The organism is Sulfitobacter aestuarii (assembly GCF_042685005.1).
GTDB lineage: Bacteria > Pseudomonadota > Alphaproteobacteria > Rhodobacterales > Rhodobacteraceae > Sulfitobacter > Sulfitobacter aestuarii.
In genome coordinates, this window is the sequence record NZ_JBHUMP010000004.1 from 79,014 (window position 1) to 91,729 (window position 12,716).

Consider the following 12,716-nt stretch of genomic DNA (forward strand, 5'->3'; position numbering starts at 1 on the left):
CTGACGGCCCGCGCCCTATGCTTCGCGTCAGGCGTGCTCTGATCGAAAGGAAACACCATGACGGATGCGGGCAGCGACAATGCGGAGCAGCGGCAATTCTGGTCCGAACAGGCCGGCGACAAGTGGATCGCCCGGCAGGCGGAACTCGATACGCTGTTCGATCCGGTGCTCGAAGGCGTCCTGGCACGGGCGGATCTCGCGGCGGGCCAGCAGGTGCTCGACATCGGCTGCGGCGCCGGGACCAGCAGCCTGCAAGCGGCGGAGCGCGTCGGGGCGCAGGGCCATGTGCTCGGCGTCGATATCTCCGCGCCGCTCGTCGCCCATGCGCGGGCCCGGGCGGAAGGGCATCACAATGTCAGCTTCGCCCATGAAGACGCCGCCGTGCATCCTTTTGAACCCGCGCATTTTGACCGGCTGATCTCGCGGTTCGGCGTGATGTTTTTCGCAGATTCAACTGCCGCCTTCCGCAATATCGCCAGCGCGTTGAAAGCGGGAGCGAAGATCAGCTTCGCGGCCTGGGGGCAGATCGACCACAACCCCTATTTCACCCTGCCCGCCCAGACCGCCCGCGCGGTTCTCGGTCCGCGTCCGAAGACCGATCCGGACCTGCCCGGCCCCTTCGCATTTCGCAATCCCGGCCGGGTCGAGGATATTCTTCGCAAATCCGGTTTCACCGAGATCGCCAGCGAGGTGGTGCGCATCGACCTGACGCCCCGCGGCAGCAGCGCGGACCTTGCGGATCAGATGTGCGACATCGGCCCGGCCCATGCCGCGCTCGATCATTTCAGCGCCAGCGCCGAACAGCGCGCTGAATTGCGCGACGCGCTCAAGGAGGCGCTGTCCGCCCATGCCTGGCTCGATGGGCTGAAGATCCTCGCCGAGATCAACTTTTTCACAGGGACCCGAGGCTAGGCAGGCGCGTTGCAAAGCCTCTCAAAATCGAGTTTGACGGGACCGCGATTTCACCGCCTGCCACATCCGGTCTTGACGCTCGCAGCGCTTGCGCTTATCTCACCAGCGAGCGCGCGGGTATGGTGAAAAGGTATCACGGCAGCTTCCCAAGCTTTAGTTACGGGTTCAATTCCCGTTACCCGCTCCAACGCTCTTTTTCACAAAACGATCGAAACATCGCGCGCCTTCATGGCGACATGTTTTTTCGCATCTTCGCGCCGCGCGACGTCCGGTTATTGTCGCCTGGCCTTGCCAGCCAGTGATCAGACTTCTACTCAAGTATCATGACAATGCTTTTTCACACGCCGTTGAGCCCCGCGCAGCAAAAGGCCGAAGGGATCGACCCGCCGCAGCCGCTGGCGATGGCCGACCAGGTGCGCTTTTCCGAGCTCGACGTGCTCAACCACGTCAACAACGCAGTCTATATGGAATGGTTCGAACGGTTGCGGATCCGCTATGTGCAGGATTGGGGCCTGTCGGGTTATGACCGGGCGGAGGATCCGCGGATCGTGATCCGGTCCGGTGAAATCCATTACCGGCAGGAAATGCGGATGGACGAAACCTATGTCGTGACCTGCGGCTGCATAGGGTTCCGCAACACGTCCTTCACGCTGCGCCAGCAGGTCTGGTCCGGCGGCAGCCTGCGTGCGGGTTTCGATTGCGTCGTGGTCTAGTTGCTGCCCGACGCCTCCGCGCGCTATCCGATCCCGGAGAGCCTGCGTCGGCGCTTCATCGAAATCGACGGCGCCACGCCCGAAAGCTAACATCAACTGCAGAGGTAAACCATGTCGCTGACCATCCGCCCCCTCGAAGCCAGGGACCGCGCCGCATGGGCGCAGCTCTATGAGGCCTATGCGCGTTTTTACAACGTTGCGCAGAGCGCGGAGATGCGCGAGCGGGTATTCGGCTGGTTGCTGGATGGGGATCATCCCAGCGCCGGGCTTGTGGCAGAGCGCGCGGGGGCGCTTGTCGGTCTCGCCCATTACCGCCCGTTCCCCAGTCCGCTGCGCGCCACGACGAGCTGTTTTCTCGACGATCTCTTCGTCGATGAGAGCGCCCGCGGCAACGGTGCGGCGGATGCGCTGATCGAGGCGGTGCAGCAGGAGGCGCGCCGGAACGGCTGGGCCGTGCTGCGCTGGATCACCGCTGAGGACAATTACCGAGCGCGCGGGCTCTATGACCGACTGGCCGAACGGACCAGATGGGTTACCTATGATCTGAAGCCCTGAGCGTCGGCGCGTGCCACGTCCCGGGAAAACATCCGCGGGGCGCAGCCTCCGCCTGTCTCGAAGGTCGCCCCGCCCGTGAATTTTCTGCAGATCACCTCGCTTCTCATCGTGCTCGCCGGCGGTTTCGGTGCGATCAACTACCTGTTCCTGAAACTGCCCTCGGCGATCGGCATCCTGATCGTGGCGTTGCTCGCTTCCTTCGGTCTGCTGGCAGTCGATCTCATATGGCCCGCGCTCGAGATCGCCGACACGGTGCGCGGCATCGTGACCGGCATCGATTTCTCCGAGGCGCTGCTCGAAGGGATGCTCGGGCTGCTGCTCTTTGCCGGGGCTCTGCATGTCAAGCTGAGCGATCTGCGCCGCGAATGGCCGACGGTGTTCCTGATGGCGACGCTGGGCATCGCGCTCTCGACGCTGATTGTCGGGTTCGGCTTTGCCTGGCTCACCGGCATGCCGCTGCTGCTGGCGCTGGTCTTCGGGGCGTTGATCTCGCCGACCGATCCGGTCGCGGTGCTCGGCGTGCTGCGCGAGGCCGATCTGCCCAAGACACTGGAAACCAAGATCGCCGGGGAGAGCCTGTTCAACGACGGTGTCGGCTATGTGGTCTTTCTGGTGCTGGTCGGCCTGGCCTATCCCGCCGCTTCCCATGGCGGCGCGCCGCAGAACCCGCTTTGGGATGCGATGCTGTTGTTCCTGCAGGAAGCTCTCGGGGGTGCTGCCCTGGGGATCGTGCTCGGCTTCCTGACCTTCCGGGTGATGCGGCACATAGACGATTACGCGCTCGAAGTGCTGCTGACCCTCGGGCTGGCCTTCGGCGGCTATGAGCTGGCCGTGTGGCTGCATGTCTCGGCGCCGATCATGGCAGTCTGCGCCGGGTTGCTGATCGGCGATGTCGGCAGCGCCAGGGGTATGTCGGAGGAAACACGGACCTATGTCGATGCCTTCTGGAAGCTGATCGACGAGATCCTGAACGCCGTGCTGTTCCTGCTGATCGGCTTCGAGGTTTTCGCGATCGCCTTTACCGGGGAAATCCTGTTGACCGGAGTCGCGACGATCGCGCTGGCGCTGTTGGCGCGGCTTGCGGCGGTGGCGGTGCCGATCACCCTGCTGAAACCCTTCCGCAGCTTCAACGCCGGGGTGACGCGGATCATGACCTGGGGCGGGCTCAAGGGCGGGATCTCCGTGGCGCTGGCATTGTCCCTGCCCGAAGGCGAATGGAAACCGCTGATCCTGACCTGCACCTATATCGTCGTGGTCTTCTCGATCATCGTGCAGGGTCTCACCGTCGGAAAGCTCGCCAACAAGGTCGGCCGCGCCCCCGATCTGGTGTGACGCCACCGGGCACTACGGTCCGGGCAACGAGAGGTCATCCCTGTACAAGCAGAAACCTCCCACCTCAATCCCCACGCTCAAAACAGGGAGCGTCCCTCGATCCCGACCCTTAGGACCAGTCCACCTACCCGCGATGTCGCGCGATATACGCAACCAGCGCCGCGGTTGACCCATCCTGCCCTTCGGTGCCCTCCGTGCCCTCCAGCACCGGCTGCAGCGAGGTGGCCAGTTCCTTGCCGAGCTCCACCCCCCATTGATCGAAGGAATTGATGTTGAGGATCACCCCTTCGACAAACACCCGATGTTCGTAAAGCGCGATGATCTGGCCCAGGGTGAAGGGGTCGAGCCGCGGGTAGATCAATGTCGTCGATGGCCGGTTGCCCGGGAACACCCGATGCGCCGCCGCTTCCTCCAGCGCCGAGCCCTTGAGCCCCTTGGCCGCCATCAGCTCGCGCGCCTGCTCCAGGCTGCGTCCAAGCATCAGCGCCTTTGATTGTGCCAGACAATTGGCCAGCAGCAGCAGGTGCTGGTGCGCCAGTTCTTCCTCGTGCCCGCGCGCCGCGACGAGGAATTCGCAGGGAATGACCCGCGTGCCCTGATGGATGAGCTGGTAAAACGCATGTTGCCCGTTGGTGCCCGCCGCGCCCCAGACGACCGGACCGCTGTCGCGCTCCAGGTCGGTTCCGTCGATCTGCACCCGCTTGCCGTTGGATTCCATCTCGAGCTGCTGAAGATAGGCCGGCAGAAGCGCCAGCCGCTGATCATAGGGAAGCACCGCGCGGGTCGCATGGCCGCAGATCTGGTTGTGCCAGATCCCGACGAGGGCCAGCATCACCGGCAGGTTCTCGACAGGCTCGGCGGCACGGAAATGCCGGTCCATCTCCTGCGCGCCGCGCAGGAAGGCGTCAAATCCCTTCGGCCCGATGGCAATCATCAGCGACAGGCCGATCGGTCCCCAGACCGAATAGCGCCCGCCGACCCAATCCTCGAAACCGAAGACCTGTTCAGATGCGATGCCAAAGGCCGCCGTCTTGTCTTCGGCGGTGCTGAGAGCGGCGAATTGTCGGGACGGATCGCCGCCGTGATCGCGCATCCAGGCGCGGGCGGTCAGGGCATTGCTCATCGTCTCGATGGTGGTGAAGGTCTTGGAGGCGACGATCACCAGCGTTTTTTTCGCATCGAGCCCGCGCAAAGTGTCGGCGATATGGGCGCCATCGACATTGGAGACGAAATGGCAGCGCGGCCCGTCGTGATAGGGCGCGAGTGCAGCCACTGCCATCGCCGGGCCGAGGTCCGACCCGCCGATGCCGATGTTGACCACGTCGGTGATCTCGCTTTCGCGAATCTTTTTCGCAAAATCGCGCATCCGCGCCAGCGTCGCCTTGACCTGCGGCATCACATCCTTGCCATCGACCTCGACCGGCCCGCCATCGAGGTTGCGCAGCGCCGTGTGCAGCACCGCGCGCCCCTCCGTGCGGTTGATCGCTGCGCCGCTGAACATCGCGTTACGCCGCCCGGCAACATCGGCCGCCTCAAAAAGCTGGAGCAGCGCGGCACGCGTGTCATTGTCGATATTGGTCTTGGCATAATCGAAATGAAGATCGCCGATGCTTGCGCTGAAGTCGCGCGCCCGGTTTCCGTCCTCGAAAAGGTCGCGGATCTCGCGCTCCCCCTGCGCTGCCGCGCGTTCCTGCAAGTGCTGCCAGATCTCGTTCATGCTGCCCAATGTACCTCCAGATCGTCCCAGACCGCCGCGATCGGGGCCTCTTCGGGGCTCAGATCGCCCGCCTTTTCCAGCGCGGCGCGTTTGTCATCGCCATAGATCACCAGATGTTTCTCCATCGCGTCCCGCAGCGCGGGAGCGCTCAGGGTGACGCGCGAGACCTCTCCGTCCGGCTCGATCGGGCAGAGCGTCGGCGCGTCCGACGCCAGCGCCGCATCGAGACCCTTGGCGCCGGGAAACAGCGAGGCGGTGTGCATGTCCCCGCCCATGCCGAGCAGCAGCAGTGACAGGGGCAGTTCGTCATCCAGCGTCGGGTTGACTGCCGCGCAGCCTTCCGCCGGGGACATGCCCTCGCGGTAATAGGGAATGAAACGCGCCGCCCCGGCCGGTCCGGTCAGCAGATGGGCACGCACCAGCCGCGCGTTGGATTGCTCGTCGCTCTCTGGCACCCAGCGCTCGTCGCTCAGCAGGACATGGACCCGGTCCCAATCGAGCTCGGTGGCGCTCAGCATGTCGAAGATCGGCCCCGGCGTGGTGCCGCCGGGCACCGCGAAGGACACGAAATCATTGCCGAGCAGAGCATTCTTCAGCGACCCGGCCAGCACATTGGCCAGCCCCATCGCGAGCAATTCGCGGTCGGCATATTCGATGATGTTCATGGAGAAACCTTTCGCCATTCGCGGCTGTCGCGCCGCATGAGTTCAGTCGCATCCGTCGGCCCCTCGCTGCCGCTGTCATAGGGTTTGGGCACATCGTTGCGCGCCTCCCAGCCGCTGATGATCGGATCGGTCCAGGCCCAGGCGGCCTCGACCTCGTCACCGCGCATGAACAGGGTCTGGTTGCCGCGGATCACGTCCATGATCAAACGTTCATAGGCATCGACCTGTTCCGCGCCTTCCTCGCCCAGGGCCTCGGCAAAGGTCATGTCGAGCGGCACGTCGATCAGCCGCATCCCGCCCGGTCCGGGTTCCTTGATGGTGACGCCGAGGGTGATGCCCTCGTTGGGTTGCAGCTGGATCGACAGCACGTTGCGGTGGCGTCCGGCATCCTCGGCGAAGATCGAATGGGGCGTGTCCTTGAACACGACGGTGATCTCCGAGGAGCGCGCCGCCATGCGCTTGCCGGTGCGCAGGTAAAACGGGGTCGAGGCCCATCGCCAGTTGCTGATATGGGTCTTGAGCGCGACAAAGCTCTCGGTCCGCGAGCGCGGATTATCCACGGCGGTCCGATAATCGGGCATTTCCTCCTCGTTGCCCGGTTCGGCACCGTATTGACCGCGCACCAGGTGATGCGGCTTTACCGGGTCGAGGGCGCGGATGACCTTGAGCTTCTCGTCGCGCACGGCATCCGGGTCAAAGCGTGCGGGCGGCTCCATGGCGATCAGGCACAGGAGCTGCATCAGGTGGTTCTGCACCATGTCGCGCATCGCCCCGGCCTTGTCGTAATATTCTGCCCGCCCGCCGACCCCGACGGTCTCGGCCACGGTGATCTGGATGTGATCGACATATTGCGCGTTCCACAAGGGCTCGAAGAGCATGTTGCCGAAACGCACCGCCATCAGGTTCTGCACCGTCTCCTTGCCGAGGTAATGGTCGATCCGGTAGATCTGATCCTCGTTGAAATAGGTCGCCAGCGTCTGGTTGAGCTCCCGCGCCGTGGCCAGATCGCGACCGAAGGGCTTTTCCACCACGATGCGGCACTCGGAATCGGCCATGCCCCAGCGCTGCAGACGCTCCGCCAGATCGCCGAAGAGCCGCGGCCCGACGGAGAAGTAATAGGCCTCGATATGGGGCGAGCCCGCCATCAGCTCCTGCAGCTCCTTCCAGCCGGTCTCCCCCAGCGCATCGATCGGGACATAATCGAGATGGCTCAGGAAATCGGTCAGCTGGTCTTTCGTGTAGTCGTGATGGCCGATGAATTCGCCGATGGCCTCGGCCACCACGTCGCGATAGCCGGACGCGTCAAGCTCGGTGCGCGCCGCGCCGATGATCCGCGCCTCCCGCGGCATCTGTCCGGCGCAGAACCGCCGGAACAGCCCCGGCAGGATCTTGCGGCGCGCCAGATCGCCGGTGCCGCCGAAGATCACCAGGTCGAAGGGATCGACCGGAATGACGCGTGAAACCATGGCAATCTCCCCTGCCCTGACCCGGGCTAGCCCCTTGATTATCTTTACCCTACGCACCGTCACGCCCGCATCACAAGAAGGTGCGTGCCCGTGCTTGGCCTTTTCCTGTGCTGCGCCATATCCTAGCACAAGTGACAATATTGAGTAGCAGGACACAAGGACCAAGCATGAAAGATTTGCAGGACGCAAATATCGGCAAATTTGAAGATCCGCACGTCACCGCGACCGGAGAGACGCGCGCCCGGGTGTCGCTGCGCGCGGCGCAGACGCTGTGGTTCAACACTGGCACGCTGTGCAATATCGAATGCGTGAACTGCTATATCGCGTCGAGTCCGAGCAATGATGCGTTGGTCTATATCACCACGGCCGAGGTCGAGGATTATCTCGATCAGATCGAGGTCCGCAACTGGCCGGTGCGCGAGATCGCCTTCACCGGCGGCGAGCCCTTCATGAATCCTCAGATGATCGAGATGGCCGAGGCGGCGCTGAAGCGCGGTTTCGATGTGCTGATCCTGACCAATGCCATGCGACCGATGATGCGCAATGCCATGCAGCGCGGTCTGCTGCGCCTGCGGGATGCCTATCCGGGTCGGCTCACCCTGCGGATCTCGGTCGATCACTTCCGCGCCGATCTGCATGACCGCGAGCGCGGCGCCGGGGCGTTCGAGAAGACACTGGCGGGCATGTGCTGGCTGCGCGACAACGATCTGCGCATGGCGGTGGCGGGGCGCTCCGCCTTTGGGGACAGCGATGCCGAGAGCCGCGCGGGCTATGCCGCGTTTTTCGCGGAACACGGCTTTGACATCGACGCGCGGGATCCCGGCATGACCGTGCTGTTTCCGGAGATGGACGAGACCGTCGACGTGCCGGAAATCACCGGTGAGTGCTGGGACATCCTCGGCAAATCGCCCGACAGCGTGATGTGCGCCTCCTCGCGGATGGTTGTCAAGCGCAAGGGGGCGGACAGGCCGGCCGTGCTGGCCTGCACGCTGCTGCCCTATGCGCCGGAATTCGAACTGGGCGAGACATTGGCGGAGGCCGAGAAGGACGTCGCCCTCAACCACCCCCATTGCGCAAAATTCTGCGTCCTAGGCGGCGCGAAGTGCTCGGCCTGAGCCGAGCATCTGTTACAGATGGAGCGCGGGTCTTGAAGGGGTACTTCCCGGGGGGAGATACTCGGCTTGAGGCCGAGTATGACGCCGATGGAGTGCGCGTCTTGGACGGGGTGCCCTCGGAGAGGGGTACCCGGCTCGAGGCCGGGTATGACGCCAAAACGAAGGGCGTCTTGGACGGGGTGCCCTCGGAGAGAGGTACCCGGCGCGTGGCCGGGTATGACGCCAAAACGAAGCGCGTCTTGGACGGGGTGCCCTTGGCGGGAGAGGTCACCGGCTCGAGGTCGGGTATGACCCCTCCTCACCTTCTCAATGCAGCACGAACTCCCCTTTCACATTGCGCCACTCCCCCGAGGACAGCATCTTGCGATGGGTAAATCGGACCGAATGGAGCGGCCCCTCGATCTCCTTGCGCCAGAATTCGACGAATTCGAACAGTTTCGGATGATCCGGGGCGATATCGTATTCCTGCCAGACGAAGGAGTTCAGGACATGCGTGTAATCGGGCATGTGATAGAAGAATTCCGCCGTGGTCAGACCGTACCCCTTGAGCATCAGCTCGGTTTCTGAACGGAGCATCTTGCGCCTCCTTTGCAGCCGCTATAGGACCAGCTTGACGGATATTTTTTACTTTTCAATTATAACAGTATGTTAGCAATCACAGCGGATTGCTGCCAGTGCGTTTCTGCCACAGGCATTGCACCCGATATGCCCAAGCTGCTATAGAAAACCGCAAGATATAGAACCTTCCCAAGCTAGGCAGATGACGTGAACGATACGCCGGAACCCCCCGAAAACGCAGACGAAAACTTGCCGGATCGGCCGATCTACGACGGGCCGACGGTGAGCATCGAACACGAGATGCGCACGTCCTATCTCGACTATGCCATGTCGGTCATCGTCAGCCGGGCGATCCCGGACCTGCGCGACGGGTTGAAGCCGGTGCACCGGCGGATCCTCTATGCGATGCACGAGACCGGCAACACCCATGACAAATCCTACCGCAAGTCGGCCCGCCCGGTCGGCGACGTGATGGGTCAGTACCACCCGCATGGCGACAGCGCGATCTATGACGCGCTGGTGCGGATGGCGCAGGATTTCTCGATGTCGCTGCCGCTGCTCGACGGTCAGGGAAACTTCGGTTCGATGGATGGCGATAACCCCGCCGCCATGCGCTATACCGAAGTGCGGATGGACAGACCCGCCGCCTATCTGCTGGCCGATATCGACAAGGATACTGTCGACTTCCAGGACAATTACGACGGCAAGCAGAAGGAGCCGAGCGTGCTCCCGGCGCGTTTCCCGAATATGCTGGTCAACGGCGCGGGCGGCATTGCCGTCGGCATGGCGACCAACATCCCGCCGCATAACCTCGGCGAGGTCGTGGATGCGACGCTGGCGCTGATCGAGGATCCGGACCTGACTTCCGAACAATTGATCGATTATGTGCCCGGACCGGATTTCCCCACCGGGGGCATCATGCTCGGCCGCTCTGGCGCGCGCAAAGCCTATCTGGAGGGGCGTGGCAGCGTCATCATCCGCGCCAAGACGCGGGTCGAGGAGATCCGCAAGGACCGCTTCGCCATCATCGTCGACGAGATTCCCTATCAGGTGAACAAGGCCACGATGATCGAGAAGATCGCCGAACAGGCCCGCGACAAGAAGATCGAGGGCATCGCCCATGTGCAGGACGAGAGCGACCGCAACGGCGTGCGCGTGGTCATCGAGCTGAAGCGCGATGCCACCGCCGAAGTGGTGATGAACCAGCTCTATCGCTTCACGCCGCTGCAGACCTATTTCGGCTGCAACATGCTGGCGCTGAATGGCGGTCGCCCCGAGACGCTGACGCTGCGCCGCTTCCTGACCTGTTTCATCGATTTCCGCGAGGACGTGGTCGCGCGGCGCACCGCCTATCTGCTGCGCAAGGCCCGCGAACGCAGCCATATCCTCTGCGGTCTCGCCGTGGCCGTGACCAATATCGATGAGATCGTGGCGACAATCCGCGCCTCCGCTGACGCCGCCGAAGCGCGTGAAAAGCTGATGACCCGGCGCTGGCCTGCGCGGGACATCCTGCCCTATATCGCGCTGATCGACGATCCGACCCATACCGCCAATGATGACGGCACCTATAACCTGTCGGAAACACAGGCCCGGGCAATTCTGGAGCTGCGCCTGCAGCGGCTGACCCAGATCGGCGTCAAGGAAGTCACCGACGAGCTTGAAGAGCTGGCGGGCAAGATCAAGGAATATCTCGAGATCCTCGGTTCGCGCGAGCGGATCATGGGAATCATTGCCGACGAGCTGCGCGAAGTGCGCGAGCTCTTCGCGGTGCCGCGCCGCACCGAGATCGTCGACTGGTCCGGCGACATGGAGGACGAGGACCTGATCGCGCGCGAGGACATGGTCGTGACCGTGACCTCCGGCGGCTATATCAAGCGCACCCCTCTCGCCGATTTCCGCAGCCAGCGCCGCGGCGGCAAGGGTGTGTCGGGCATGCAGACCAAGGAAGAGGATGTGGTTACCACGCTCTTCGTGGCCAATACCCATACCCAGCTGCTGTTCTTCACCACCGACGGCATGGTCTACAAGCTCAAGACATGGCGTTTGCCGCAGGGCGGGCGCACCTCGAAGGGCAAGGCGATCGTCAACATCCTGCCGATCCCGGTCGGCGTGTCGATCGCGGCGATCATGCCGGTGGATCGCGACGAGAAGGAATGGGACGACCTGCAGGTTGTCTTTGCCACGTCCGCGGGCACGGTGCGGCGCAACAAGCTGAGCGATTTCACCAATGTCATGCGCAATGGCAAGATCGCGATGAAGTTCGAGGACGAACATGCGGAGACGACCCTGATCAATGCGCGCATCGCCTCGAACGACGACGACGTGATGCTGGTCACCAATTCGGGCCGGGCCATCCGCTTCCCTGCGAGCGACGTGCGGGTGTTCAACTCGCGCGCCTCCGTCGGGGTGCGGGGCATCCGGCTGCACGGGGATGACCGCGTCGTGTCGATGTCGATCATCCGCCATTTCGATGCCACTTCCGAAGAGCGTACCGCCTATCTCAAGATGCGCCGCGCCATGGCCGGGATCGCGGACGAGACCGAGGGCGAGGAGGAAGAGGCCCCGGCCGATCCGAATTTCTCCAACGAGCGTTATGTGGAGATGTCGGCAGCGGAGAACCTGATCCTGACGATCACCGCCAAGGGTGCGGGCAAGCTCAGCAGCAGCCATGACTATCCGGTGCGCGGGCGTGGCGGGCTCGGTGTTACGGCGATGGACAAGGCGATGCGTGGCGGCGAGATCGTCGCTTCCTTCCCGGTCGAGATGGACGATCAGATCATGCTCGCCACGTCGCGGGGCCAATCGATCCGGGTGCCGGTCGAGGGAATCTCTTTCCGCTCGCGCAGCGCCGGGGGGGTTCGGGTCTTCAACACCGGCAAGGGCGAGGAAGTGGTCAGCGTGGCTTGGATCGCCGATCAGGGCGACAATGGCGATCTGCCGGAAGCCGAAGACGTGGAATAACGCGCGGGTCCAACGTGACTGGATGGGATTGGAAAGGGCCGCCGACGCGGCCCTTTCGCGTTTCTGACCGCCGAAGCACGGTCAAAGCCAAATTCTAACTGCACTGCACCTTGCCAACAGGAAACGCGGCCCCCGTTTCCGGGAGCCGCGTCATTTCAACTTTAGGGTCGTCCCGGCGCCGGGGCGCGCGGGTGTGCGATCAATCGGTTGTCGAAGTGCTGGTGGAGTCGTCGTCATCGCTGGCGGCGAGAGCGACCAGGGCCAGAACGCCCGCTGCAGCAGCGGCACCGGCGCCGGTCACGCCTGCGCCTGCGGCGAAGAGGCCAGCATTGCCGCCCGCAGCCAGGCAGGGACGCGCACGCACGCCGTCAACCACGACGATTTCAGGCTTGCAGTTATAGATCACGCCATTGGCGCCCTGTACCTGAACCGAATAGACCGGATCGTCGGAGGTGCCAAGGACGGCTTCCTGCGTGGTGGTCTGTGCCGATGCAACGCCTGCGCTCAGCGCGACTGCAGCGATTGCTGTCATCATCATTTTCATCTTGGCCTACTCCCGTAATCTGGCTCAAATCTTCAATTCTCAATCTCGCGACGGCCAAGCCGGGCTTTCAAAGTTGGAATTCCCAAAGCTTGGCCTGCGACACGCGCTCACGTTATTATCGAACCGATCAACTTGCAATTGGTTCCTGAGCAGAAGCGCATTAGAGCGTATTATTGCG

At 63.3% G+C, this 12,716-nt stretch carries 11 protein-coding genes and 1 tRNA gene; 7 read left to right on the top strand and 5 right to left on the bottom strand.

Features of this window, described 5'->3' with window-relative positions; translation table 11 throughout:
* Positions 1-57 precede the first annotated feature (57 nt).
* From ACFSUD_RS06865 to ACFSUD_RS06885, 5 genes are all read left to right on the top strand, one after another.
* Entirely contained in the window at positions 58-912 is an 855-nt protein-coding gene (locus ACFSUD_RS06865) for a class I SAM-dependent methyltransferase (protein WP_386372762.1), read from the top strand.
* A 113-nt stretch (positions 913-1,025) separates the two neighbouring features.
* Positions 1,026-1,099, top strand: a tRNA-Gly gene (locus tag ACFSUD_RS06870).
* Positions 1,100-1,235: 136 nt separating this feature from the next.
* The gene (locus tag ACFSUD_RS06875; protein ID WP_386372764.1) at positions 1,236-1,625 is read left to right on the top strand and encodes an acyl-CoA thioesterase; all 390 of its coding nucleotides are present in this window, start codon (positions 1,236-1,238) and stop codon (positions 1,623-1,625) included.
* 111 nt (positions 1,626-1,736) lie between these two features.
* Positions 1,737-2,180: a GNAT family N-acetyltransferase gene (locus tag ACFSUD_RS06880; RefSeq protein ID WP_386372766.1), complete on the top strand. Its 444-nt coding sequence runs from the start codon at positions 1,737-1,739 to the stop codon at positions 2,178-2,180.
* A gap of 75 nt (positions 2,181-2,255) precedes the next feature.
* Positions 2,256-3,512 (top strand): cation:proton antiporter, encoded by a 1,257-nt coding sequence (locus tag ACFSUD_RS06885; RefSeq protein ID WP_386372767.1) that lies wholly within the window; start codon positions 2,256-2,258, stop codon positions 3,510-3,512.
* Positions 3,513-3,636: 124 nt separating this feature from the next.
* Here ACFSUD_RS06885 and pgi read toward each other — a convergent pair whose 3' ends face one another.
* The 3 genes from pgi to zwf are packed head-to-tail and all read right to left on the bottom strand — an operon-like array spanning position 3,637 to position 7,360.
* Positions 3,637-5,229: a glucose-6-phosphate isomerase gene (gene pgi, locus ACFSUD_RS06890; protein ID WP_386372769.1), complete on the bottom strand. Its 1,593-nt coding sequence runs from the start codon at positions 5,227-5,229 to the stop codon at positions 3,637-3,639.
* The gene (gene pgl, locus ACFSUD_RS06895) at positions 5,226-5,894 is read right to left on the bottom strand and encodes a 6-phosphogluconolactonase (RefSeq protein WP_386372771.1); all 669 of its coding nucleotides are present in this window, start codon (positions 5,892-5,894) and stop codon (positions 5,226-5,228) included. The genes pgi and pgl overlap by 4 nt, the downstream gene beginning before the upstream one ends.
* Positions 5,891-7,360 (bottom strand): glucose-6-phosphate dehydrogenase, encoded by a 1,470-nt coding sequence (zwf, locus tag ACFSUD_RS06900; protein ID WP_386372773.1) that lies wholly within the window; start codon positions 7,358-7,360, stop codon positions 5,891-5,893. The genes pgl and zwf overlap by 4 nt, the downstream gene beginning before the upstream one ends.
* 167 nt (positions 7,361-7,527) lie before the next feature.
* Between zwf and ACFSUD_RS06905 the strand changes: the two genes are divergently transcribed.
* Positions 7,528-8,475 (top strand): radical SAM protein, encoded by a 948-nt coding sequence (locus tag ACFSUD_RS06905; RefSeq protein WP_386372775.1) that lies wholly within the window; start codon positions 7,528-7,530, stop codon positions 8,473-8,475.
* A 306-nt stretch (positions 8,476-8,781) separates the two neighbouring features.
* Here the strand turns inward: ACFSUD_RS06905 and ACFSUD_RS06910 are convergent, their stop codons facing one another.
* Entirely contained in the window at positions 8,782-9,051 is a 270-nt protein-coding gene (locus ACFSUD_RS06910; RefSeq protein ID WP_386372777.1) for an usg protein, read from the bottom strand.
* A gap of 189 nt (positions 9,052-9,240) precedes the next feature.
* On the opposite strand from ACFSUD_RS06910, the gene gyrA reads away from it, so the two are divergent.
* Positions 9,241-11,994 carry a DNA gyrase subunit A gene (gyrA, locus tag ACFSUD_RS06915; RefSeq protein WP_386372779.1) on the top strand — a complete coding sequence of 918 codons (2,754 nt, stop codon included), beginning with the start codon at positions 9,241-9,243 and terminating at the stop codon, positions 11,992-11,994.
* Positions 11,995-12,193: 199 nt separating this feature from the next.
* On the opposite strand, the gene ACFSUD_RS06920 is transcribed toward gyrA, so the two are convergent.
* A complete protein-coding gene (locus ACFSUD_RS06920; RefSeq protein ID WP_386372781.1) occupies positions 12,194-12,538 on the bottom strand; it encodes a hypothetical protein in 345 nt (114 codons plus the stop codon).
* Between the last annotated feature and the right edge of the window lie 178 nt (positions 12,539-12,716).

Coding starts and splice junctions, on each gene's coding strand:
- zwf (WP_386372773.1), bottom strand. CDS start 7,360: ATGGTTTCACGCGTCATTCCGGTCGATCCCTTCGACCTGGTGATCTTC.
- ACFSUD_RS06920 (WP_386372781.1), bottom strand. CDS start 12,538: ATGAAAATGATGATGACAGCAATCGCTGCAGTCGCGCTGAGCGCAGGC.
- ACFSUD_RS06880 (WP_386372766.1), top strand. CDS start 1,737: ATGTCGCTGACCATCCGCCCCCTCGAAGCCAGGGACCGCGCCGCATGG.
- pgl (WP_386372771.1), bottom strand. CDS start 5,894: ATGAACATCATCGAATATGCCGACCGCGAATTGCTCGCGATGGGGCTG.
- pgi (WP_386372769.1), bottom strand. CDS start 5,229: ATGAACGAGATCTGGCAGCACTTGCAGGAACGCGCGGCAGCGCAGGGG.
- ACFSUD_RS06875 (WP_386372764.1), top strand. CDS start 1,236: ATGACAATGCTTTTTCACACGCCGTTGAGCCCCGCGCAGCAAAAGGCC.
- ACFSUD_RS06865 (WP_386372762.1), top strand. CDS start 58: ATGACGGATGCGGGCAGCGACAATGCGGAGCAGCGGCAATTCTGGTCC.
- ACFSUD_RS06905 (WP_386372775.1), top strand. CDS start 7,528: ATGAAAGATTTGCAGGACGCAAATATCGGCAAATTTGAAGATCCGCAC.
- ACFSUD_RS06910 (WP_386372777.1), bottom strand. CDS start 9,051: ATGCTCCGTTCAGAAACCGAGCTGATGCTCAAGGGGTACGGTCTGACC.